The 25,496-nt window shown below is 46.4% G+C and carries 13 protein-coding genes and 1 pseudogene; 6 read left to right on the top strand and 8 right to left on the bottom strand.

Annotated elements, in window-relative coordinates; all coding sequences use genetic code 11:
* Positions 1-30 precede the first annotated feature (30 nt).
* The 5 genes and pseudogenes from QZ076_RS01840 to QZ076_RS01820 all read left to right on the top strand — a co-directional run bounded on the left by QZ076_RS01840 (position 31) and on the right by QZ076_RS01820 (position 6,765).
* Positions 31-1,485, top strand: coding sequence for a sulfatase (locus QZ076_RS01840; RefSeq protein WP_293709775.1), 1,455 nt, complete (start codon positions 31-33; stop codon positions 1,483-1,485).
* A gap of 11 nt (positions 1,486-1,496) precedes the next feature.
* A pseudogene (locus QZ076_RS01835) lies at positions 1,497-2,876 on the top strand (alpha-L-fucosidase); the annotation flags it as partial.
* A complete protein-coding gene (locus QZ076_RS01830) occupies positions 2,850-4,880 on the top strand; it encodes a Sip1-related alpha-galactosidase (protein ID WP_293709924.1) in 2,031 nt (676 codons plus the stop codon). The pseudogene QZ076_RS01835 and the gene QZ076_RS01830, both read left to right, overlap by 27 nt.
* An 18-nt stretch (positions 4,881-4,898) precedes the next feature.
* Complete coding sequence (locus tag QZ076_RS01825) at positions 4,899-6,440, top strand: sulfatase (protein WP_293709773.1); 1,542 nt, start codon at positions 4,899-4,901, stop codon at positions 6,438-6,440.
* Positions 6,441-6,510: 70 nt separating this feature from the next.
* Entirely contained in the window at positions 6,511-6,765 is a 255-nt protein-coding gene (locus tag QZ076_RS01820; protein WP_293709771.1) for a DUF6722 family protein, read from the top strand.
* A 185-nt stretch (positions 6,766-6,950) separates the two neighbouring features.
* Here the strand turns inward: QZ076_RS01820 and QZ076_RS01815 are convergent, their stop codons facing one another.
* The 8 genes from QZ076_RS01815 to rbr all read right to left on the bottom strand — a co-directional run bounded on the left by QZ076_RS01815 (position 6,951) and on the right by rbr (position 23,371).
* Complete coding sequence (locus QZ076_RS01815; RefSeq protein ID WP_293709769.1) at positions 6,951-7,664, bottom strand: hypothetical protein; 714 nt, start codon at positions 7,662-7,664, stop codon at positions 6,951-6,953.
* Between the two features lies 1 nt (position 7,665).
* Entirely contained in the window at positions 7,666-12,378 is a 4,713-nt protein-coding gene (locus QZ076_RS01810; protein WP_293709767.1) for an efflux RND transporter permease subunit, read from the bottom strand.
* Between the two features lie 179 nt (positions 12,379-12,557).
* A complete protein-coding gene (locus tag QZ076_RS01805) occupies positions 12,558-15,707 on the bottom strand; it encodes an efflux RND transporter permease subunit (RefSeq protein ID WP_293709765.1) in 3,150 nt (1,049 codons plus the stop codon).
* A 121-nt stretch (positions 15,708-15,828) separates the two neighbouring features.
* A complete protein-coding gene (locus QZ076_RS01800; RefSeq protein WP_293709763.1) occupies positions 15,829-16,890 on the bottom strand; it encodes an efflux RND transporter periplasmic adaptor subunit in 1,062 nt (353 codons plus the stop codon).
* A 6-nt stretch (positions 16,891-16,896) separates the two neighbouring features.
* Positions 16,897-18,393, bottom strand: coding sequence for a TolC family protein (locus tag QZ076_RS01795; RefSeq protein ID WP_293709761.1), 1,497 nt, complete (start codon positions 18,391-18,393; stop codon positions 16,897-16,899).
* 19 nt (positions 18,394-18,412) lie between these two features.
* Positions 18,413-21,727 (bottom strand): xanthan lyase, encoded by a 3,315-nt coding sequence (locus QZ076_RS01790; RefSeq protein WP_293709759.1) that lies wholly within the window; start codon positions 21,725-21,727, stop codon positions 18,413-18,415.
* 21 nt (positions 21,728-21,748) lie between these two features.
* Positions 21,749-22,642 carry an ABC transporter ATP-binding protein gene (locus QZ076_RS01785; RefSeq protein WP_293709757.1) on the bottom strand — a complete coding sequence of 298 codons (894 nt, stop codon included), beginning with the start codon at positions 22,640-22,642 and terminating at the stop codon, positions 21,749-21,751.
* A 150-nt stretch (positions 22,643-22,792) separates the two neighbouring features.
* Positions 22,793-23,371 carry a rubrerythrin gene (gene rbr / locus QZ076_RS01780; protein ID WP_293709755.1) on the bottom strand — a complete coding sequence of 193 codons (579 nt, stop codon included), beginning with the start codon at positions 23,369-23,371 and terminating at the stop codon, positions 22,793-22,795.
* A gap of 375 nt (positions 23,372-23,746) precedes the next feature.
* On the opposite strand from rbr, the gene sulP reads away from it, so the two are divergent.
* The gene (sulP, locus tag QZ076_RS01775) at positions 23,747-25,447 is read left to right on the top strand and encodes a sulfate permease (protein WP_293709753.1); all 1,701 of its coding nucleotides are present in this window, start codon (positions 23,747-23,749) and stop codon (positions 25,445-25,447) included.
* Positions 25,448-25,496: the final 49 nt, after the last annotated feature.

The raw sequence follows: 25,496 nt of genomic DNA, 5'->3' as shown, positions 1-25,496 counted from the left end.
AGATAGGGTATTAAACATTAATAAGTCACTATGAAACAGTTACCCAAACAGTTGTTATTACTTACTTCCTGCCTGGTTGCCAACCAGATACAGGCAGAGAAGAAGTCTTCTTCCCCTAATCTGGTATTCATCATGGCCGACCAATGGCGCGGACAGGCAATGGGTTGTCTGGGACTGGAACCGGTACAAACGCCCAATCTCGATCGTCTGGCTTCCGAAGGGGTCTATTTTACGGATGCTATCAGCAGTTACCCTGTCTCCTCTCCTGCCCGGGGAATGCTGATGACGGGTATGTATCCGACAAACAGTAAAGTAACCGGTAACTGCAATTCAGAGACGGCTCCCTATCATGTAGAGCTGCCTACCGAAGCCCGTTGCTGGTCGGATGTACTGAAAGACCAGGGATACGAACTGGGATACATCGGAAAATGGCATCTCGACTCCCCTTATAAACCTTACATTGAAACCAATAACAACAAAGGAAAGATCGCCTGGAACGAATGGTGCCCGAAGGAACGTCGCCATGGCTTCACCCATTGGATTGCCTATGGCACCTACGATTATCACCTGAAACCTATGTACTGGGATACGGATGCTTCCCGCGAGGAATTCTATTTCGTAGACCAATGGGGACCCGAATATGAAGCCGACCGGGCCATAGACTATATCGCCAACCAAGATAATAAGTTACGCAACGCAGACAAACCGTTTGCCCTGGTCGTGTCGATGAACCCACCTCATACCGGATATGAACTGGTTCCCGACAAATACAAAGACATCTACCGCAACGTAAATGTCGAAACTTTATGCAATTCCCCTCTCATCGCCCCCAAAGGGACGGAAATGGGAGATTTCTACCGCAAGAGCGTGCTCGATTATTATGCCTGTATGACCGGAGTAGACGAACAAGTCGGCCGCATTATCCGCCAGCTGAAAGAACAGGGATTGTACGACAATACGATCGTGGTCTTCACTTCCGATCACGGCGACAGCATGGGTATGCACGACCATATCGGTAAGAATATCTATTACGAGGAAGCTATGCGCATCCCGATGATGATAAGCTGGCCGGAAAAGATTGCACCGCGCAGGGACTCTACCCTGATGATCGCTTTTGCCGACCTGTGTCCTTCTCTTTTATCATTAATGGGATTCAAAGACCAGATACCGGCAGAGGTCCAGACCTTCGACCTGTCTGCTTCCATCCTGTCACCGGAGAAGGAGCAGGAGATCGTACAGCCTTATTATTATCTTCTCCCTGAAAATTTAACAACCGGATACAGAGGATTACGGACTAAAAAATATACATTTGTCGTACACGCTACAAACGGCCAGACTGACGAGTGGATACTGTTCGACCGCGAGCAAGACCCGTACCAGCTAAACAATATTGCATCCGATCAGCCGGAACTGATTAAGCAGTTTTCAAACCAGCTAAAAGACTGGTTGAAGAAGACAAACGATCCTTTTATGAATTGTCTGTAAATAACATATACATGAAAACACATTTTTATCTGGCAATCTTACTGATAGCAAGTATTCTCCCGGCAACGGGACAACAGAACGATATTCCCCGCCCTGCACCTCATCAGCTGAAATGGCATGAATCGGAAATGGGCGTAGTCTTCCATTACGACCTGCACGTTTTCGACGGTATAAAGTATGGTCAGGGTAACAACCGCGTCCAGCCGATAGAGGATTATAATATCTTCAATCCCACACAGCTCGATACCGATCAATGGGTGCAGGCGGCGAAAGCGGCCGGGGCGAAGTTTGCCGTGCTGACGGCAACGCATGAAACGGGTTTCGCCATTTACCAGAGCGATGTAAATCCGTATTGCCTGAAAGCGGTGAAATGGGGCGACGGGAAAGGGGATATTATCCGCGACTTCGTCAATTCCTGCCGTAAATACGATATAATGCCGGGCATTTATGTCGGTATCCGATGGAATTCACTTTTTGGCGTTCATAATTTCAAGGTACAGGGAGAGGGAGAGTTTGCCGTCCACCGTCAACAATGGTATAAGCATCTTTGCGAGCGCATGGTAGAAGAACTGTGCAGCCGCTACGGGGATTTGTTTATGATCTGGTTCGACGGTGGCGCAGACGATCCGAAAGGCGACGGACCGAATGTATTACCGATCGTCAGCAAATACCAGCCTGAATGCCTCTTCTATCATAACGTAGACCGGGCGGACTTCCGCTGGGGCGGTTCCGAGTCGGGCACGGTCGGTTATCCCTGCTGGTCTTCTTTCCCCTACCCTTACTCACACAGTAACAATACGGAAGGAAGCCGCAACCATAACGACCTGCTGAAACATGGCGACAAAGACGGTAAATACTGGGTACCGGCTATGGCAGACACTCCGCTGCGTGGCATGAACGGCCGGCATGAATGGTTCTGGGAACCGGACGACGAGAATACCATCTATCCGGTAGACAGCCTGATGAATATGTATTATAAGTCGGTAGGCCGCAACGCCACCCTGATTGTCGGCCTTACTCCCGATACTACCGGTCTTATTCCTGCGGGCGACGTAGAGCGGCTGAAAGAATGGGGCGATGAGATCAACCGCCGTTTCTCTTCTCCTTTGGCTTATAATCCGGGACAAAAGAAAAGCCTGACACTGAAGCTGGACAAAACGCAGGCTGTCAACCATTGCATCATCCAAGAGAATATAGCCAATGGTGAACGTATCCGCCGGTATAAGGTAGAAGCCAAAGTAAACGGCAAATGGCAGACAGTCTGCGAGGGCGAGTCGGTCGGACATAAACGGATCGAGCAGTTCCCGGCAGTCGAAGCTTCGGCTTTGCGCCTGACGGTTTCCCAATCGGTAGCACAACCGGATATTCGTGACTTCAGTGTCTACAACGTACAGCCCTCGTTTGTCTATGAGAAAGGTAAGATGTTCGAAGATATAGCAACTTTTCAGATGACAAAGGCAATCAGCCTGGCGAAGTTGCAGGCCCCTGTATTCTATGAACAGGCCGTTCCTGAAGGACAGCAAACCCTGTCTTATAAGATAGAGATCCCGGAATATAAACGAGGTATCTTCTTCAGCCGCGATTCCCGTCCCGGCGATTATCAGTGGCCGAACAATACCAACCGGTTATTACCCTGGGTATTCACCCGTCTGGACGACCTGACGAAGGATACTTATGCGGGGATTCCTTCAAACGGAGCGCCTTCCGTATTAGGTGATGCCTTGTTACTGGAACTGACCGACGGGCAGTTCTTATATACCAAAGCGGTAGCCGGAGATAACAGTATCAGCTGGTTCCGGGTTAACAAAGACGGTTCGCTCACCCTCTATCTCTCTACATTAGGAACAGACACACTCAATCCGCAAGCTCCTGTCCTGTTAGCAGAAAAAGGTGTAACGGCTTACGACGCTATCGATAAAGCATATGCCACACTGATCGGCAACCGGGAAGTGTCCGCTTTGAAGAAAAGAGCAGATAAAGACTACTTCGAAGCGTTCAACTACTTGGGTTGGTGTTCATGGGAGCATTACCATTACGACATAGACGAAACAAAGATGTTGAACGACCTGGATGGTATCGAAGCGTCCGGCCTTCCTATCCGTTATGTCCTGATAGACGACGGACACCTGGCGAATAAGAACCGCCAGCTTACCAGCTTCGTGCCGGATAAGGAGAGGTTTCCTAACGGATGGAAAAACATCATGGCCCGGAAAAAGGAGAATAAAGTAAAATGGATGGGGTTATGGTATAACTTCTGCGGCTACTGGATGGGGATATCGCCGGAAAACGATTTCCCGGAAAAGATCAAACAATCGCTTTACCTCTATAATGGAAGTATGCTTCCGGGAAAAGAGAAGGAGGATATCGGGGCATTCTACCAATACTATGTCGGGATATTGAAAGACTATGGTTTCGATTTCCTTAAAATAGATAACCAGTCTTTCCTGTTGCCCCTTTACATGGGAAATACGGAAGTTATACATCAGGCTAAAGCGTGTAATCTGGCATTGGAAGAGCAAACGCACAACCGGCAGGTCGGCCTGATGAACTGCATGGCGCAGAATATCCTGAACATCGACCATACATTATATAGTGGTGTAACCCGTGTCAGTATCGATTACAAGAAATATGATGAAGACATGGCGAAATCGCATCTGTTCCAGTGTTATACCAATACATTGCTGCAAGGGCAAACGGTTTGGCCCGACCATGATATGTTCCATTCCTGCGATACTATCTGCGGAAGCCTGATGGCACGGTCGAAAGCCCTGTCCGGCGGCCCGGTTTATCTGTCGGACTCTCCCGCTGATTTCATCAAAGAAAACATAGTACCGTTGATCGATGAGGAAGGAAAGCTGTTTCGTCCCGAGGCTCCTGCCATCCCGACACCCGAATCGGTTATCACGAACCCGCTGCAGGATGGCAAGGCTTACCGGGTATTCGCCCCTACCGGCGATGAAGCCGTATCGCTGATATGCTATAACCTGAACACTTCTCCTCTGCATCATAACGTGCAGGCAACGATCGGTAAAGCCGATTATCTGCTGCGTGAAACGATGACGGAGAAAGCTGCTACCGAAGATCAGCGGATCATCCTCTACGACTGGGCTAAACAGACTGCTACCGAACTGACTACGGATGAACAGATAGGGCTGGAAGGTTTCACCGACCGACTGTATCATCTCTGCCCTGTCATCAACGGTTGGGCAGTCATCGGTGTACGGGAAAAATTCCTTTCGCCGTCGACAGTCCGTATCCTTACCCGTAATGACAAACAACTCACCCTGGATGTTCTTAGTCCGGGAACCGTCAATGTATGGGTAGAATCCGGGAACAAACGGGAACTACGGAGTATCCCGGTATCTGCCCCGGGCAAAATAACAATCGACAAATAACATTCAAAAGATACAAGTATGAACAAGAGACTATTCTTTTCCCTGGCTGCAATTCCTTTACTGGGAACGACTGGACAAGCCGAAGCGGCAAAGCCGCAGGATCGGCCGAATATTATTCTCTTCTTAGTAGATGATATGGGCTGGCAGGATACTTCCCTCCCTTTCTGGAAAGAAAAGACCCCTTACAATGAAGTATACGAAACGCCCAATATGGAACGTCTCGCCCGTCAGGGAATGATGTTCACCCAGGCGTATGCGTCGAGTATCAGCTCACCGAGCCGTTGCAGCCTCTATACCGGCATGAACGCCGGACGCCACCGGGTAACGAACTGGACTTATCCGAAGAATGCTTCCACCGACCGCAAAAGCGATATACTGGAACTGCCGGATTGGAATGTGAACGGCATCTGTGAAGTCCCGGGTATCGAACATACCTACCAGGTAACTTCCATGGCTCAGATCTTAAAAGATAACGGCTATCATACCATCCACTGCGGGAAGGCCCATTGGGGAGCAGTCGACACACCGGGAGAGAACCCGTACCACTTCGGCTTTGAAGTAAATATTGCCGGACATGCCGGCGGCGGACTCGCCAGCTATCTTGGAGAAGCTAATTTCGGTAACCGGACAGACGGGAAACCGAGTCCCTGGTTTGCCGTTCCGGGACTGGATGAATATTGGGGAAAAGATATCTTCATCACGGAAGCCTTAACCCAGAAAGCGGTGAAGGCATTGGATAAGGCACAGCAATATGATCAGCCGTTCTTCCTGTATATGTCGCATTATGCTATCCATGTCCCGATCGATAAAGATATGCGCTTCTATCAGAAGTATATCGACAAGGGGCTGGGAGAGAAAGAGGCCGCTTATGCCGCCCTGATCGAAGGAATGGATAAGAGCCTGGGAGACATTATGGATTATCTGGAGAAGAATAAACTGGCAGATAATACCATTATCCTTTTCATGTCGGATAACGGTGGACTGGCAGCCGAACCGGAATGGCGCGACGGCAAACCCCATACCCAGAATTCCCCGCTGAACAGCGGTAAAGGTTCTGCCTATGAAGGTGGTATCCGCGAACCAATGATCGTTAGCTGGCCGGGAAAAGTACAGCCGCAAACCAAGACAGACAAATATCTCATCATCGAAGACTTCTTCCCGACTATCCTCGAAATGGCCGGGGTAAAGAAATACAAAACGATCCAGCCTGTCGACGGTATCAGCTTCATGCCGCTACTGACCAACACCGGCGACCCCTCCAAGGGCCGTAGCCTCTACTGGAACTTCCCGAACCTTTGGGGAAACACCGGTCCGGGTATCGGAGCAACCTGTACGATCCGCCAGGGAGACTGGAAACTGATCTACTATTACGAAACGGGAAAGAAAGAGTTATTCAATATCCCTAACGATATAGGCGAAAAGAACGACCTGTCCGCTACCCATCCCAAACTGGTAAAGAAACTATCCAAAGACCTGGGCAAGCAGCTACGAAAGATGGAAGCACAGCGCCCATCGTTTAAGGTAAGCGGCAAGCCTTGCCCCTGGCCGGATGAGATATAAATTTTAGCAGTTATCCCTGCACTCTTTCAATAATATATCCTATCTTTGCCTGTAACAAAACATATTAGCTATGAAGAATAAACGAAGGACAAGAATTGTACCTGTTCCTGTCATAAAGGAACAGATACGGAGAGAGGAAATAAGTCTCTCTAAAGAATTTGGAAGGTATTTATTGGATCTATCGAAGTTGATCATTGGAGGAGCTGTTATTACAACAGCCCTACAACCCAATTCAGATAAATATTTGATAATAACAATCGCTGTGAGTCTAGCTGTTTTTTTATCAGGCTGGGGGTTTTTAGTATTAACTAATAAAAAGAAATAAATATGAGTCCTGCTTTATTTTTATATCTCCTTTTAGGAGCAGTTGCTCTTGGGGTTTTTATCTTTTTTAAAACACCTGCAGGTAAGCGTTGGTTTGACAAGAATAGCTAGTATAAACTAGCTCAAATAAAATGGGCGAAGAGAAACGCAAACAATATAGTTTGTGTTTCTCTTCGCCCATATCACTTATATAAACCTCTCTCTCTTCTGCAGATTCAACAGACCGATCATCATCCATACCACACCGCCTATCAGGAGGAAGATACGGTTCTTCACGATCAGACTTTCCCATATCACCGGAAGGAAGTTATCGGGAACTTTAAACGGGTTCAGTAGGATATTCCAGAAAGAGCGTTCTATTATATCCATTTCACTGGTTATCAACAGAAGGATTGCCAGGATGATTGTCAGTACCGCCGTGCCGTTGCCACTACGGGTGATGGTAGAAAGCATAAACGCCAGATTTCCGAAAAAGACTAATGGGAACATTAACTGAACGGACATTTCAAACGGATTAACCGGATAAAGCAATAAGGTCGCCACATAGGAAAAAGCGACAAGGATAAAGAATATCGCCACATAGATCATCAGTAGCCGTACTCCCCAAACCTTGTACTTATAATCAGGGATACCGAACAATATCTCCAATATACGGTTGTCCTCATCATTCTGGATACCGAAAACGGCCGGATAGAAAACAAGTAACACGCAAGGGAACATCAACAGGCTATAAATAAGACCTTCATTGATTTCCACCCGATTCCAGGCAGACTGAAACATGAAGTAAGCAAAGAAGACAAAGGCTGCCAACAGAAACCAGATAAACTTCCCTGCAAAAATGATCTTCAGGTTATATTTAACTACTTTAGGTAGTAATTGTATGAATTGTTTCGTCGTCATATCAGTTATTCATATTCTTTAATAGACAGAGATAAGCATCTTCCAAATTCGGCTCCACCAGTACGGCTCCTTCATAAGGCGATACGGTGGAGAGATAGCGCACCTGGATCGTATCACCATCCTGGATATGATGTATCACCATTGTCTTATCCAGTACTTTCTCGAATTCATCACGTCCGATATGGAACTGCCATACCTTACCGGCAGCCATATCCACCATATTGATCGGGTCACCGAAATACTTCAGATCACCCTTATTGATCACCACTACCTGACTGCAGGAACTGGATATATCTTCAATGATATGGGTAGAGAAGATAACGATACGATCGCGGCTCAGTTCGACCAGCAGATTACGGAAACGGATACGTTCGCGCGGATCGAGCCCGGCCGTTGGTTCATCTACCACAAGGATACGCGGTAAATGGAGCAAGATAAGGGCAATACCGATACGCTGTTTCATACCACCGGAGAAAGAACCGATCTTGTCGTCCTTCCGTTCATACATATGGACAGCTTTCAAGACGTATTCCAGGCGTTCCTCCCTCACCGTGGTATCAGTAATACCTTTTAAGATTGCCTGATAATCGAGAAATTCCCAGGAAGACATATTCTCGTAGGTACCGAACTCCTGTGGAAGGAATCCGATAAGGCTTTGCAATTCCTCACGATAAATACGGGTATCCAGGCCATTGATCCAGATGCTTCCGTAGCTCTGCTCCAGAATACCACAGATCACACGCATCAAGGTGGATTTACCGGCTCCGTTAGGTCCCAGCAAACCGAACATTCCTGTACGGATCTCGAAAGAGACTCCACGCAAAGCCTTGAACGGCTTCCGCTGTTTCCCGATCAGCGGGATACTTTTCACCATGCGAAACCAGGAACGGCGCAGGCCGGCCAAACGTCCTTTGATACGCTCTATATTGATCTCTTTCTCATACAGATATTGGGAAGAGATATAAACAGCTATACAGAACGCCCACAAGAATCCGACTACCCCCACCAGGTTGGGGTTATCCATCTTCCGGAATAAGACGAACAGGATTACCGGAGGGATACTCCAAAAGATGATACGGTTTATATACTTCACAACCTTACTCTCCGCAAAACGGAAGTAGAGATATTCACGGACTTTCCGCCACAGGTAAAGGGTCGTCGCATAAATAGCAAACGACAACAGGAATATCCAAAGCTTATTGCTGATAAAAAACCAGGTGAAATAGATACCGAAAAGCAACATACCGAATTGCCAGATCACATTCACGAAATCCTTCAGGGAATGGTATTCATTACTCAATCCCAAATGCTCACGGATATGCAGACCGCTATTCCACTGGCGACTGATGCGTCCCGGCCAATCGTATATCTTCACCAGATTACGAACAGAGATATGTATCTCCTCCCCGGGATCGATCACTTTCGAGCGTGCCCGCCGCAAACTGGCCTGTGCAAAATAAGTCACTCCCGGAATACCGAAAACAAGGATTACCAGATAAATGGCCTGCCACAACATGCCATCGGCATACAGCCAGATACAGGCTAGTCCCAGAAGAAACAATACAAGATGGAGTATCCATATTTTAGGAGACAAACCACGATACCATTGCAACGTGTTCTCCAATCCCATACAAACGGTCGGAATCAGAATCAATGTAAGTAAGGCTGAAAAAGCCAAACCTCCTATAACCGTAATGGCAAACGGTGCCCCGATCGCTCCGGCATATTCCGAATTACCCATTGCCAACGGGAACATGGCAACGATCGTAGTAATCGAAGTAATCAGGATCGGGCGGATACGCGACAGACCGGCTGTCATCAGGGCCCGGTTGCGGCGAAAACCTTGCTTACGGAGAATATTGGAGTAGTCGATCAGGATAATACCGTTGTTTACCACGACTCCCAGCAAGATCAGGAATCCGGTCAGGGTATTAGCATTGAGCAGGCTGTTATTTGTCAACAATAAGGCCAATAAGGAACCTATAGCTGCCAACGGAATAGAGAAAAGCAGGACAAAAGGCGTCACCAACGATTCGAACACAGAGGCCAGGATCATAAAGATCAATACAAAGGCGGCAAGAATAAGAAACTTAAAATCGGCAAACTCGTCTTCCTCATGAAAGACCTCTACGGCTACTCCGGCAGGAAGATTATAACCTGCCACCAACCGGTCGATATCCGAGCGATAACCTTCCAGCAAGTCTTTGGACGATTCCACATCCTTAGAAAAATTATAGAACACCTCGATCTGCTTATCCTGGTTGACACGCATAATACGTGACCGTCCCCGCCCATAATTAATAGAAGACAGATCCTGGAGGTTATGTAATCCTCCGGCGGCATTTTCTATCTGCACGGCACGCAGGTCGTCGACTGTCTTTTCTTTCTTTTTTGATTCCTCGCCGTCCGTTTCCTCTTCGGGGACATCGTTACGAATGATAATATCATACGTATCTTCCCCGATCTTGAATGAGGAGCCGGAAGAGAACTCCGAATTGAGTGCCGTGAGTCCGGCGGAGATATTGGCACGGGAGATATCATACGAGGTCAGCAAGATAGGATCGAAATCGAGCCGTATCTCCGGCTGACGGCGGTTGTAGGAAACATTGGAATTGCGGATAAACTCCTGCTCATCGAGATAATAACGGAAGTCTTCAGCCACCAGTTGCATAACGTCGAAGTCGGAACCTTTTATCACAATACGTTCACGGTTGTCGCCGATACCCAACAGACGCATAAAGCTACCCAGGCCACTCATAGCGGAACTACCGCCTCCTCCACCACCGCCCATCGCTTCGCCGACGGATATTTCGGTACCCTGGATATTGGCCAGTTTCGATTGCACATCGGCTTTGATATCGGCTATCTGACGTTTTCCGATCTTCCGGTAGTCTGCCTTTAAGACCAAAGTAAGGACGGCATCTGTCTCACGGATACGGCAGATCAGGTCTTGTTTCTCCGGAAAATCACTTAACCGCTCTTCCATTACCTTTACGACTTTGTCGGTATTGTCGAGTGTGCTGCCCGTTTGCATGGTAGCATAGATGTTGAAACGGTCGGAGTCGACATCTTTCATCTGCTGGACATTCAGGGTAATGGAGAGAATGAGGGTGACAAACAAAAAGATGATCGCGCCTAATATCGTCACACCGGGATTACGCATACAGGTTTTCAGGAAGACCAGATAGATCTGAACGGGACGTTGTACGATCGATACTTTCTCGTAGAACACGCTTCGTCCGTTTTTTTTCCGCAGCAAAGTGTAAGTCGCCATCGGGATAAACAACAGGGCAACGAACAGTGAAATAGTAAGCGTAGAGATAATCGAAACGCCGATATGATGCCCGATCAGCTTGATCATAAAATTATCGGAAAAGACAAAAGGCAGAAAGACCGTTACCGTCGTCAGCGTTGCCGCCACAATAGAGCGCCAAACCTCCCGCGTCCCCTGCGTCACGGAACGTTCGGGCGTAATACCGGTTGCGGAGAGGCGGTAGATGTTCTCAAGCACCACCACGCTGTTATCGAGCAGCATCCCGATAGCCAACGCCATACCGACCAATGTCAGGCTGTTTATGGTTATCCCGAAAGCATAGAAGAAGTTGAATGCCGTATAGACAGAGATCGGGATCGAGAGGGCGATAAAAAACACCAACCGCAGGTTCTTCAGGAAAAGCCAGAGGATCAATACAGCCAATAGTCCTCCTACGAGCGCCAAGTTGATAATCTGGTTGATATTATTCTCCATCGTCTCGGCCGTATTCTCCTGCACCACCACTTCCACATCGAGATATTCCAGTTTCTTATTCAGCTTTTCGATGGCTTCGGTAGCCCGGTGCGACAAGTCGATCAGATTGGCCTGCGAGTCGTTCATCAGGGCAACCGACACAGCATCTTTCCCATTCACGCGACTGAAAGAGGTTTCTTCTTTCAGGTCGAAGAAAACGGTTCCGACATCTTTCAACAGTACTGGGCCGGGGGCGACGACGATATTCTCGAGATCACCCACCTGGGTATAAAGCGAATTGACATGGATGAAATACTTGCTGTCGGGTTCATCCACAAAGCCGACAAAAGCTTTATCCTGCGTATTCTGCGTCAACAGGCTGCTTATTTTAGAAGGAGTAAGGTCTAATGCCCGGCACGCCTCCGGGTTGAGACGTATCTCGATGGCTTTCTCCCTTCCGCCGTAGATATTGACAGAGGCCACTCCGTCAACATTCTCCAGGTCGGAACGGATCTCTTTGTCCACGATATTGCGCACACGATCGATGCCCCCCGAGCCACGCACCTGAAGCACCATAAAGTTATTTGCCATCTGCGAGACATCTACCTTCTGTAATTGCACCGTGAAACCGTCTGGAAAGGCTCCGGCCACCTCGTTGATCTTCTCCTGCAGACGCAGGGAGGTGATCTTGAAGTTGACCGTGTTCTTAAAATCCACCTGTATACTAGACTGCCGGCTGTCGATCGTCGATTGTATCTTATCCACCCCACCGATCGAACTGATGGCGCCTTCCAACGGGATGATCACCTCCGATTCCACATACGAAGGATCCATATCCTGGCCGGAAGAAACCTGGACAAAGAGCATCGGCAATTCGGCATTCGGCAATAACTCCACCGGAAGCTGCTTATACGACACATAACCCAATAGGGAGAGTGCAATAAACAGCATCGAGATCGTTATTCTTCTATGTAGTAAAAAGTTCATGCTTCTTTCATTTTTTCGATGTCCGGAGACTTTCAGAAGGTTCTGAAATCCTCTTTTCTTCGTTTTTATATTTTCAGACAGTTCTGATTTTATTTTTTCATCAAAAAAGTCTTTTCAGAACCTTCTGATTTTATTTTTTCACCGGAAAAATCTTTTCAGAGCCTTCTGATCCTATTTTTTTACTCATTTGAAGTTTTCAGAAGGTTCTGACCTCTTTTCATCTTCTCCAAAGTATAATAAACGCATGGAATGACCATCAAACTCATTAAAGTGGACGTCACCAACCCTCCGATCACGGCAATGGCCATCGGTGAACGTAGCGAAGCACCTTCCCCGAAGCTAAACGTCATCGGGAGCAGCGCCAGAATGGTTGTCAACGTCGTCATAATGATCGGGCGGATACGTTGCTGCCCGGCCTGTACGATAGCATCGGTCAGCGGGGCACCGTCGGCTTTCAACTGGTTGATACGGTCTACCAAGATAATCGAATTGTTTACAGCGATACCCACCAGCATCACGATACCGATCACACCCATCATATTAATGGTTGTTCCGGTAAAGAAGAAAAGCAGGATGGCTCCTACCACTGCCAACGGAATGGTCAACAGGATCGTAAAGGGATGCAATAGCGATTCGAACTGGGATGCCAACACCATATAAACCAGAATGACAGACAAGGCAAGGGCAAACAACAGGCTGTTCATCGATTCCTGCCGTTTCTCCTCCTCTCCTGTCACCGTGATGGAATAATTGGCAGGAAGTTCAATGCTTTTTACTACCTGACGGATGTCTTCCGCTACTTTGTCCAGCGATTTACCGGCATCCATGTTCGCCATCACCCGACTGATGCGGTTCTGGTTACGGCGATATATTTCTTTCGGGGCCTGCGACTCGCCGAAGGTAGCGACCTCCCGCAGGCGGAATTCCTGTTCGCCGTTCTTTATCACCAGGTCACCCAGCGCATTAAGAGGAATATCGGGCGTCTTAATGACGATATCACGCATCTCACCACGGTATTCCATCTTTCCGGCATCCTTACCGCCCAGCTGTTGCTTGAGTTGTTCGATAACGGTCTGAACGCTCAGGTTGTTGATACCCGCCATCGTGCGATTGATGGAAATAGTTATTTCCGGGGCACCGTCTTCGATGGAAGATGTGATGTTATATAATCCGCCTACGTCCTGCATGCGGATCTTTACCTCTTCGGTTATATCAGCTATTTCATCCAGTTCCTCCCCTTTTACTTCCACCACGATAGGGGCACCTTCGCTACCCAACAGGGAACTCAGGGAGTTTTCTTCCTGTTTGATAGTCAGTTCAAGGCCATCCGGATTTTCCGCCGTACGGACGAACTGTTCGATAACAGCTTCCGGGGATATATTGCATTCCGACGAAAGAATGACCTTCATCATAGCCGTGTTCTCCCCTTCGAAGATAGCGTTCTCGGAACCACTGCCTTCGCCTATATGGCTGTAAACCGTCAATAATGAATCTCCCGAGATAGTATAAAGCATCTCCTCCAGGTTTCCTACAGCCGAGCATGTCCGTTCCAGACGGGTTCCTTCCGGCATCTTCACCAGGACGGTAAATGCCTTGCTTTCCATACGCGGCATAAACTCCGTCCCGATAAACGGGAGCAGGAAACCGGTGATCACCAGCAAGCCCACCGCCCCGGCAATCACCCACCAGCGCCGACCGATCAGCTTACGCAGCAGATGGCTATATCCAGCCATTTGAATGCCTCCCGCAGCCTGCTTTATTGAAATGGCCTGCCCTTCTGTACGGGCGGTTCGCGAACCGCCCCTACGGACGCCTGCCCTATTATTCCCAATGCGGTCATATAACATCGGTATCACCAATATCGCCACGAACAGGGAAGACACCAACGAGAACGTCACTGTCCAGGCCTGATCCTTAAACAATTCGCCCGAAGCCCCATGCAGATAAACGATCGGGAGAAAAACTACAACCGTAGTCAACGTGGAAGCAATCACAGCTCCCGCCACCTCCGACGTACCTTTGATAGCAGCTTCGCGTACAGACAGGCCTTTCTCCTGGTTCCGGAAAATACTTTCGATCACTACAATCGCATTATCCACCAACATTCCCGCACCAAGCGCCAGTCCTCCCAACGTCATTATATTCAGGGTAAGCCCGTTGAAGAACATCAGATTGAATGTTGCCACAATCGAAATAGGAATAGCCATACTGACAATCAATGTCGTCCCGAAACGGCGCAGAAAGACGAACAGGATAACCACCGCCAGAATGATCCCCAATACGGCACTATCCTTTACTTCGCCTATCGCGTTCTTGATAAACGTACCCTGATTGCTTATCACCTTAAAATGATAACCGGGCAATGCCTGCTCGATAACGCCCAGCTGACGGGCGACACCGTCCACCACCTTTACCGTATTATAACGCATCTCTTTATAAACGGACAATCCGATACTCCGTTCCCCGTTGATACGGACAATATTATCCGGACGGGCATTTTCAAACTTCACCGTTGCTACTTCACGGAGAAAAAGAGGGGCTTTGTCCCCTGTCGTTTCCCCCTCCGTCTCCTGTTTGTTGATCGGTTTATAACCGACAATCAGGTTTTCAAAATCTTCCTCCGAAGCGAACAGGCTCGAACTCTTTACCAGATACTGCAAACCCAACTCACTGACACGTCCCCCGGATATACTTTGGTTATTCGCTTCGATACGGGAAGCGATATCTTCTATCTTCAACCCGAAAGCATCCAGTTTATAGGGATCTGTCCGGATGGTCAATGTACTTTCCTCCTGCCCCGACAGTGTTACTTCGGCCACACCTTCCAGCCGGATCAGCTCGTTGCGGATATAACTTTCGGCAACCTTCCTGAGTTCCGCCATATCCGTAATATTCTGATGCGACATACCGATCAGGATGACAGGTGACTGGTTGGGATCATGCTGCGTGATCTTCAATTCGGTGATATCCTTATTCTGAGAAAACGGATTCATGGCTTTCTGTAAATCAAGGAAAGCCTCATCCATATCTTTCGTCCAGGTATATTCTACCGTGATACGGGCCGAACCGGCCTTCACCACCGACGAGACCTGTGTAACATCGCTTTGGCGGATCACCATCGACTCCATATTCTTTACAAACTGTTTCTCGATCTCTTCCGGCGGACGTTCGCCTGCCTTCAGTTCGATAAACAGCCGGGGGTTATTCAGGTCGGGTAGCAAGTCGACACTCAGCTGGTCGTACGAGATCTTTCCCAGTAACAGGATAGCCAGTACAACCATACAGATAGTAACCGGATTACTTACCGCAAATTTGACGATATTCTTCATTATTAATAATGTGCTAATTTGTCAATATGTCAATATGCCAATGTGCCAATAAGAATGCGACAATTATACACCGATGATTGGCACATTTAGCGAAGCGCCACATTAGCATATTGGCATATTATTATTTTTGTACTTTCACTTTGCTATTCTCCTTCAGAGTCTCGAAGCCCTTAGTCACAAGGTTGTCATTTTCATTCAATCCTTCCAGAACTTCGATATTGTTTTCATCTTCCAAACCTGTACGGATATTCCGTAGAATAGCCGTGTTCTTATCCACAATAAATACATATTTACGGCGACGGTTGGATTGTACCACATCTTTCGGAATGATAATAGCACTGTCGGCACGGTCTACCACGATATCGGCCTTGACAAACATTCCGGGACGCAGTTTCAGATCGTTATTCTGGATCAGTACCTTACCTTTGAAAGTACGTGTCTCGGTACTGATAGCCGGAGACAGTTCACTGATCACCGCTTTCAGCGTATCTTCCGGTAACGTATAATGAGTGATATATACCGGCTGATCCGCCTTCACATAGCTGATAGTACTTTCCGGAAGGTTGACATCCATATACATCCGGGCATAGTCCATTATTCCAACCATCGGCTTGCCCTGTTCCACCCGCACATCCGCCGTATAATGAGGAAGATTGACGATCACACCGTCGAAAGGAGCCTTTACATTCATCTTTTCCAGACTAAGTTTTGCATTCTCCAGATCGTAACGGGCATTCGTCACCTTTACTTCGGTATTGCGCATTTCACTGAGTGTTACTCCGCCTTTTTCATACAGTGCTTTTTGTTTGTTTTGTTCCTGCTCGGCTATTTCCAGACTAAGTTCTTTGGCATCGATAGCGATGCCGTTCTCATATTCTTTATCCTCCAGGCGAATGATAAGCTGTCCTTTGGATACAAGATCGCCCAGTTTGAAAGGTTTGCCTGTCTTTGGGTTGGTCTGAAGTTTGTAAAGACCGCTCATTTCAGAATTGAGGTCCACACCATAGGTTGGCTGTGCCGTACCGGTCGTATTGATCAGTTTGCTGATAGAGCCTTTTTTCAGTTCAGTTACAGAAACCGGCGTGGCAATATCACTGGGAGCATTCTGCGGTTGATTGTTACAACCGGTGGTTATTACAGCTACAAATAAAAGAGTAGCGAGGGTATGACTATATTGTTTCATGACTGATTATTTTTCTGATATTAAGTCTTTCATAGGAACGATAGGAGTATTCTGCTCGAAGTCGTACAACGAGAGTATTTTAAGATTCAGCAACTCGATCTTGTAGTTGATGAGGGCCTGTGTATAAGAGATCTTTTTATTGGAAAGCTGTGTCTGGAACTGGCTCATTTCCATACCAGTCAGATCCCCTTCCCGGTAGCGGGTCAGGTTCAGATCATACGTCAGCTGGGCATTCGTTACGTTCTGTTCGGCAATCTTTATCTGTGTACGCAGATTCTCCAGACTACGCCATACCTGACGGATATTCAATTCGATGTCTACCTTGTCTTCATGAAAATCGAGTTCATTGATCTTTTGTGCTACTTTCTGTGCACGAACGCGGGCTTTCTTTTCTCCCCAGTCGAAGATGGGAACAGAGAAGCTGATCGCGACACGTGGGTTCTGTGTCGGATTATCATAGATATTCTTCAGGTTACGGTTATCACCGATCAGACCGAAAGAGACGGCAATATCTCCTTTGAACTCGTTCAGCGCCTTCGTTTTAATCATTTCAAACCCCAGTTCATCACTCTCTATCTCACGCTGGCGAAGTTCAAGGCGCGATTCCAGGCCGTGTGAAATAGCTTGTTGCAGATTTACATCGATCGGTTTGATGTCTATTTCGGCAAACACCATCAGGTCTTCATTCAGACTCATTCCCAATGTCTGCTTTAACTTATCCTTTGCATTTTCAAGCGACACTTGTTGTTCCTCCACCGAAGAACGGGCTGTAGCCAGGTTGAGTTCCGCCTGGAAGAGTTCGTCTTTGGCAGCCAGATCGGCTTCTACCTTATTCCGGATGATGTCATAGCTTTGCTGGGCATTCACCAGTTCCTCGCGGGTGATAGCCAGTTGGCTCTGCGCCATATAGACATTATAGAACTGGTTCGTTATATCCTTTTCGGTATTCAGCCGTTGCAGGGCATAACTGATATTGGCATTCTCGTAATCGTATTCGATCTGTTTCAGTTCCATCTTCCGTTTGTTATAGGTGAAGATAGGTTGGGAAAGTTGCAGGTACAGGTTATTGTTAAATGCCTTATTACTGTTCTTGGATCCCTCCACATCCGAGTTATTATCCTGCCAACCAAACGTATTTATCAAAGAAATTTCACCATCTGTCCACAAAATAGGCTGGTCTACCCGGAATGTACCGCTCGAACTGAATGTCTCGTTGGTGTACCACTGCGACAGCCGGTTATCGAACCGGCGGTTTTTGTTGTAATCGACCGGATTCAGGTTCAGTGAGAACTTCGATTTAAGGGAAGCCCGCTGTGCTACCAATGTTTCCTGATACCGTTCCAGATTCATGTGCGAACGGCGCAGAGTCGGACTATTCTCTTCCGCTATGTCCAATGCTTTCTCTATGGTCAGAGACAGTTGTCCGCGAGCTGCCAAAGGCACTCCCAACAGGACTACAATAGCCAGGATCATCTTTTTCATCAATAGTAACTCTCTTTGCATATTAAGATTATATTAATTATTATCGTTTGACCAGTTTAACGGCATCCGCCGCTACACTTTTTAGTTTACACTCGTTTGTCAGGGTAATATAAGCCGTATCGGCCGTGAAATAATAAACACCCAGCTGCTCCCAGCCTTCATTGGCTCTCCGCAGATTGATATAGGCATCTTCCGGCACCTCTCCCTGTCTTACCTTGAAATGGTATTCACCTTCTATCCGGTCATTATACCGCAATTCATTGCTTTTGCTCACATAATAATAAAGATCATATTGTCCTTCGGCCGGTATAGGGACCTTCCAAGTAGCTGTCTGACTTCCATTACCGCTTTTTATCACATAAGCAGAGCGGATGTATTTACCGTAATAGTTGTTATTGGTTGTAGCCGTCCATTGTAACGGCGGACGCCAGTCGGAAACACCGGAATATTTGAAGGAGGTATCTTCCACTTTATCCAACCATTTAGGAAGCAATCCCACTACGTCCGGTTCAGATAGGACGAATAGAGAATCATCCTCGTTATCAACAATGATTTCATCTGTATTTTCACGTGAAGAACCGGAAATGATAAAATCACCTTCGACATCCACATCGCGTCTTCTTTCTTCTTTTATATTTCCTATTTGCTGACTGATCACACTCGGCAGATTTCCGGAGATCATGGTATTGACCATCACATACCTCGGAGCATTCTCCCAAACGGAAATCAGCAGTTTTGTTTGATGCGGTTCCAGAACGATTTTACGGTTAGCACGCGGATCCGGATTCTGACCGCCTCGTTGTACCCCCTGTATTTCCAGATGGACAATGCCTTCATAATCCGAATTATTACTTATCTGTACTTTCAACACAAAATTCTCCTCTCCCCTGTTTGTCACTTTAGTTACCTCAAACCGTTCAGCACTATAATAAGGAAGAGGCGTAGGACGTTCCCACTCGGAAAAGCCTGAACGAATATCTGCATGGCTCACCTGCCCCAACGTATCCAATAAGTTTTCAAACTGGATATTCCGGAACGTATTCCGATCCAGCAATGTATAAAGAGAATCCCTGAAAGCATCCACTCCGATATTGATTTCGGGTACGGCAAACAACCGGTATGTCTTCAGACCGATGATATTATTCAATAAGTCACGGTATTCCACATCCGTAAGAAGTTCTTTAAAAGTCTGTTTCTCCATCAACAGGCTTGCCTTCTCATTATTACTGATACCATTGATATCGCGTTCCCAACCCGAGTTATCCGACTTCTTTTGCAAGTACAGTTCAATAGCAGTATTCGCTATCGGCCATTCGGGAGAAAATATATTATACCGGAAATTATATAACTGTGGAAACAGGAAATAGGGATTTGCTTGTGACGAGATATTATAATTTCCACGACCACTGGATGAGAAGTTATAATTCCCTTCCGAACGGGTAAATATCCAAAGAAAATTATTCAATGCCCGTATCTTTGCTTCTTCTTCGGTAATTTCACGACCGCCCCTTTTCGACCATTTAAGCTGGTTCTTCCAGGCCCTGTCGACATCCAACTGTCCGAATACACAACCTTTTTCCGGAAAAAGAACCATTTCCGGCTGTACAGCCTCCTGTGCCTGCGACCAAGCACGGGGATAGGTAGAGAACTGCACGGGAACCTCTACAACAGAAAAGCGTTTGAACGGATAAGACAGTTTGTAGGTACGCTCCAGATTCTCCCTGATATTATGAATAAAAGAAGGGATCGTATCGCGGATCGAATCAAAAGTAGCCGTATAGTAATCGTTCCCTTCAATATGCCAGATACTATATAAGGTACTGTCAGACTCCAGGGTTTGTTGTTTATATTTACCGATAATCAGCGAAACCGTCTGTGCCGGATATTCCGCGGCAAAAGAATAGCTACCGTCTTCCTCTTTCACACTTTCTCCCTGCGATACAGGAACCAAGCCGGGAAGCGGTTTTATCTGCAACCCGAACTTACTGAAATAAGTCTGTTGCCAATCAGAACTAAGATCACTGTAAGCCGTACCGGGACGAGGATACCAATAGGTTTCGGGAGTAAACAATACATAATCCGGCGTCTGGAACACATACTGTTTATCAATATTAAACAGAAAATTCTTATATTCCTGTTGCAATACTTCGGCCGGAATATCCAGATAGCAAAACCGGCTGTTTATTCTTCCACCATATTTAACAGAGAAAGTAACCGTATCCGAAGGAACGATCTTTTCACCGAAATCGACCAACAAGATCTGATTATCCCGCTCAAAATTCAAATTCTTCCCTCCCCGTGTTATTTCCTGCACCTGCAAACCCGGATTCAGACAAAAAGTAAAGACAGAAGCAGGTTCCAATGCCGTTCCTTTCATTGTCACTTCCGAAGAGAATGTTTCGGGTAGTTGTTCGAATGAAATATCATAACGGTCTATAATCATTTTAGGGGTATGCACATATTTATTATTGATAGCGGTATACAATGCACGCATATCGCTCTCCACCAATATGGAATGCACATGTTTATAGCCGGCGGCTCCACTGATCGACAGCATACAAAGGGAAAGCAACAACCACGGATAATTGCTGCGTGAAGAATTAGGCAGACGCCTGAACAAAAAGATCGTAAAGAAGATAAAGGCCAGGCCGGCAAAGAAATAGATCGCCCGATGATTCAATACTGTCTCCCAATTGGTAAAGCCGACGATTGTTGATTTTACCAGCGGCAAGCTATAAGCCATATAATCGAATAAGTAATAGAATTTATCACTAATATAAAAGATTGTCAGGCCGATATATCCCAATAGGACAATAAAGGTAAGTGCCTGATTCTTAAATACAAGCATCAGGAAAATGGATAGCCCTATGATAAAGACCAACGTCGGAATACTTATCAACAGGAAATAAAGAATATACGCCATCCAATCTACCGCCATTCCTGAAGTCATAAAGTTAAACAGCAAAGCGATCCCCATGATGATAAGGTTAAGGATCAGGAAAACACGCAGGTTTCCCCATATCTTACCGATCACATATTCGGCATTGCTCAAGGGACGGACATAAAACACCTCCGAAGTATCGAGCTTCTTATCCCTCTTCAGGAATTCCGAAGAAAGAAATATACAGATCACCGCCTGTCCGGTATTCAGTAAGAGCAGGTTCAGATAAGGAAGGTTGGCCGGAATTGCTTTCACCAACCAGAATCCTCCGGAGTCTTCCATGATCAGCATGGCAAAATCAAAGAATCCGAGTATCAGAATGGCCAGTATGGTAAACACTTTAAAGAACCAGCTCCGGATCAGAATTTTACTTTCGTACTTTGCTACCGATTGTATATTGTTGATAAACGACATAGAGGGTCAATTAATAGGTTGCTAATCGTTGGTCCAAAGATTCAGTTTATTCTCCATATAATATACATAAGCATGTTCCAGATTGGGAGGATACGATTCCGCTTCATATCCTATGATCTCGTCGGCCACCACCTGCACTTCCCAACCGGAACCGGAAGGAATGGTCGAGATTACAGGATATTTCTTATCCACCTCATGCAGTTGGTCGCTCGTCACTTTTATACGCCATACTTTCCCTTCCGCCTGTTTCAGCATATCCTGCGGTGAACCGTAAAAAGAAACCTGCCCTTTGTTCATCAGCGCCATACAATTACAAGTACTGGATATGTCTCCCACGATATGGGTAGAAAGGATAATCGTTACATCATTCTCGCTCACTTCCGAAAGCAGGTTACGGAAACGGATACGCTCTTCCGGATCGAGTCCGGTAGTCGGCTCGTCGACAATGATTACTTTCGGATGATGGATCAGTGCCTGTGCTATTCCCAAACGACGCTTCATACCGCCCGACAGCTTATTCGCATACCGTTCGCGCACATCGAACAACCCCACATTTTCCAGCATAGCGTCTACCGCCTGCTTTCTTTGTTTACCGTTGGTCATACCCGACAAGCGGGCGGCATAATCCAGAAACTCATGTGTTTTATACTTTGCGAAGAAACGGAAGTCCTGCGGAAGATAACCTAATATGCCTCTGATCTCTTTACGCTGCCTGAGCAGATCGTATCCACAGATATCCACCTGCCCCGAAGTCGGTTCCATCAAAGCAACCAGAATACGCATCAATGTAGATTTTCCGGCACCATTCGGACCCAACAGTCCGAACATTCCCGTCGGTATCTCCAGATTCACATCTTTCAATGCATGGTTTCCGTTCGGATATACCTTATTGAGGTTCTTTATCGATATACTCATTCAGTCAAAGGTTCAGAAGAAAGTTAGAATTAAATCATAAAATGCTGGTAAAGATATACTTTATTCGTATCAATACAAATAAAAAAACGTTCCCAACCAAAATATATTGGATGGGAACGCCTTAAATCAAATCCTGATAAGGAAAATTTTTTAATAATTCTGCTTCATAGGTTCGAAGTAAGCCTGAGGATGTTCGCAAGCCGGACATTTAGCCGGAGCTTTCTTTCCTTCGAATACGAAACCGCAGTTACGACACTGCCACAAGATAGCTTCATCCTTTTCGAATACTTTTCCTTCTTCCAGGTTAGCCAGCAGTTTACGATAACGTCTTTCGTGTTCAGCTTCTACCTTTGCGATCATTCTGAAAGCAACGGCGATTTGTTTGAAACCTTCTTCTTCTGCGATGTCGGCGAATGCAGGATATAAGTCAGCCCACTCTTCATTTTCACCGGCCGCAGCTTCAGCCAGATTTTCCATTGTAGAGCTGATCACTCCGGCAGGATAAGAAGCTGTGATCTCAACCATACCGCCTTCCAGAAATTTAAAGAAACGCTTTGCATGTTCTTTTTCCTGCTCGGCTGTTTCCATAAATACACCTGCAATTTGTTCGTAGCCTTCTTTTTTAGCAACGCTTGCGAAGAATGTGTAACGACTTCTTGCCTGAGACTCTCCGGCAAATGATTTAAGCAGATTCTGTTCTGTACGTGTACCTTTAATACTTTTTTCCATAATGCTAATATGTAATATAAAATGAGTTTGTCTAATCGCCCTATTCAAATAACTCTCAAAAGTAGGAAATTGTTTACCATTTTAACTCATTCATTTACTTAAAATATATCTATCGGACAATAAACCGTATCTATCCATATCTTTTGTAGAACGAGCGAATTGTTTCACCTATATGAAACAGTTGTTTCTATTAAGTGAAACACTTGTTTCTCCTAGGTGAAACAGTTTAAAAGATACTGTTTTGATTTTTTCGCCTGCCTGGATTCACATTTATCCCATTTTGAAATGTCGACATTGCAAAATACCCTATAATTTATACTTCCCGATAAATATTATTGTATCTTTGCACCACAATTTAACACATTAGGCAGATAGATGAAAAGTAGATTTGATTTTCAGCCCAAGCTTATATCGGCGCTGAAAAATTATTCCAGAGAAAAGTTCATGAGCGATCTGATGGCGGGAATCATCGTGGGTATCGTAGCCCTTCCGCTGGCTATCGCATTCGGTATTGCTTCGGGAGTAAGTCCGGAAAAGGGATTGATCACGGCAATAATCGGTGGGTTTATCGTTTCTCTTCTGGGAGGAAGTTCCGTGCAGATCGGCGGGCCGACGGGAGCTTTCATTGTCATCGTATACGGAATTATACAAAGTTTCGGTATCGAAGGACTGGCGATAGCGACAGTTATCGCCGGAATAATATTAGTGGTAATGGGAGCTTTAAAGCTGGGAACGGTCATCAAGTTCATTCCTTATCCTATCGTAGTCGGTTTTACCAGCGGTATTGCGCTGACTATCTTTACCACACAGATGAAAGACTTGTTCGGTCTGACGATGGAAAAGGTGCCGGCCGACTTTATCTCGAAATGGATTGCTTACTTCGAACATTTCCAGACAATTAATCCCTGGTCGTTCGTCATCGGAATTATCAGTATTGTTATTATTGCCGTTTCACCCAGGTTCTCAAAAAAGATACCGGGTTCTCTGATCGCTATCATTGTGATGACAATCATCGTTTATATCATGCGTAACCATTTGGGTATAGCCGGTATAGAAACGATCGGCGACCGTTTTACCATCAATGCTTCCCTCCCGCAACCAGAAGCTATTTCTTTCAATATGGAAACGATCAACCTGTTGCTTCCTTCCGCATTCACAATTGCCATGCTGGGGGCAATCGAATCGCTCCTTTCTGCAACAGTGGCGGACGGTGTGACAGGTGATAAACATAACTCAAATACCGAACTGATCGCACAGGGAGCAGCCAATATCATTGTCCCTATTTTCGGAGGTATTCCGGTAACCGGAGCTATCGCCCGTACGATGACTAACATTAATAACGGTGGCCGTACGCCTGTTGCCGGTATTATCCATGCGGTGGTGCTGTTGCTGATCCTGCTGTTTTTGGGCCCGCTGACCAAACATATCCCTATGGCCTGTCTGGCCGGTGTACTGATCATCGTTTCCTATAATATGAGCGAATGGCGTACGTTCCGTTCGTTGATGAAGAACCCGAAAAGCGATGTTTCCGTTTTACTGGTAACCTTCTTCCTGACCGTGATCTTCGACCTGACGATCGCTATCGAGATAGGCTTGTTGATCGCCATGTTCCTGTTTATGAAACGGGTAGCTGAAACAACGCATGTTTCAGTGTCCAAAGACGAAATCGACCTGTCCGACGAAGGTGAGATCCATCATGACGAAGAGGTACTGACTTTACCGAAAGGCGTTGAAGTGTATGAAATCGACGGCCCGTTCTTCTTCGGTGTAGCCAACAAATTCGACGATGTGATGAAAGTCATCGGCGATAAACCCAAAGTACGTATCATCCGTATGCGCAAAGTCCCGTTCATGGATTCGACAGGCCTGCATAACCTCGAAAGCCTGTTCCGTTTGTCGAAAGCCGAGAATATACACATGATCCTTTCGGGAGTAAATGAAGATGTGCGTCGCGTATTGATCAAATCCGGTTTCGATCAAAAGATCGGCGCCGATAATATATGTTCAAACATAAACGAGGCGGTGAAGAAGGCTGAAGAAGCAGTGGTATCAAAACCTGCTGAAGAAAAAGAATAAATAAGGAAAATGATACCAAATCCGGTATTGTCTCAGATAAGTTGCCTAT

Source organism: uncultured Parabacteroides sp. (genome assembly GCF_905196875.1).
Classification (GTDB): Bacteria; Bacteroidota; Bacteroidia; order Bacteroidales; family Tannerellaceae; genus Parabacteroides.
The sequence above is the reverse complement of the archived record's forward strand: the minus strand, read 5'-3'. Positions and strand labels throughout refer to the sequence as shown.

Excerpts from the sequence above, each read along its gene's own strand:
- QZ076_RS01790 (WP_293709759.1), bottom strand. The coding sequence starts at position 21,727 with ATGTCGTTTATCAACAATATACAATCGGTAGCAAAGTACGAAAGTAAA.
- rbr (WP_293709755.1), bottom strand. The coding sequence starts at position 23,371 with ATGGAAAAAAGTATTAAAGGTACACGTACAGAACAGAATCTGCTTAAA.
- QZ076_RS01840 (WP_293709775.1), top strand. The coding sequence starts at position 31 with ATGAAACAGTTACCCAAACAGTTGTTATTACTTACTTCCTGCCTGGTT.
- QZ076_RS01785 (WP_293709757.1), bottom strand. The coding sequence starts at position 22,642 with ATGAGTATATCGATAAAGAACCTCAATAAGGTATATCCGAACGGAAAC.
- QZ076_RS01815 (WP_293709769.1), bottom strand. The coding sequence starts at position 7,664 with ATGACGACGAAACAATTCATACAATTACTACCTAAAGTAGTTAAATAT.
- QZ076_RS01800 (WP_293709763.1), bottom strand. The coding sequence starts at position 16,890 with ATGAAACAATATAGTCATACCCTCGCTACTCTTTTATTTGTAGCTGTA.
- sulP (WP_293709753.1), top strand. The coding sequence starts at position 23,747 with ATGAAAAGTAGATTTGATTTTCAGCCCAAGCTTATATCGGCGCTGAAA.
- QZ076_RS01805 (WP_293709765.1), bottom strand. The coding sequence starts at position 15,707 with ATGAAGAATATCGTCAAATTTGCGGTAAGTAATCCGGTTACTATCTGT.
- QZ076_RS01795 (WP_293709761.1), bottom strand. The coding sequence starts at position 18,393 with ATGCAAAGAGAGTTACTATTGATGAAAAAGATGATCCTGGCTATTGTA.
- QZ076_RS01820 (WP_293709771.1), top strand. The coding sequence starts at position 6,511 with ATGAAGAATAAACGAAGGACAAGAATTGTACCTGTTCCTGTCATAAAG.
- QZ076_RS01825 (WP_293709773.1), top strand. The coding sequence starts at position 4,899 with ATGAACAAGAGACTATTCTTTTCCCTGGCTGCAATTCCTTTACTGGGA.
- QZ076_RS01810 (WP_293709767.1), bottom strand. The coding sequence starts at position 12,378 with ATGAACTTTTTACTACATAGAAGAATAACGATCTCGATGCTGTTTATT.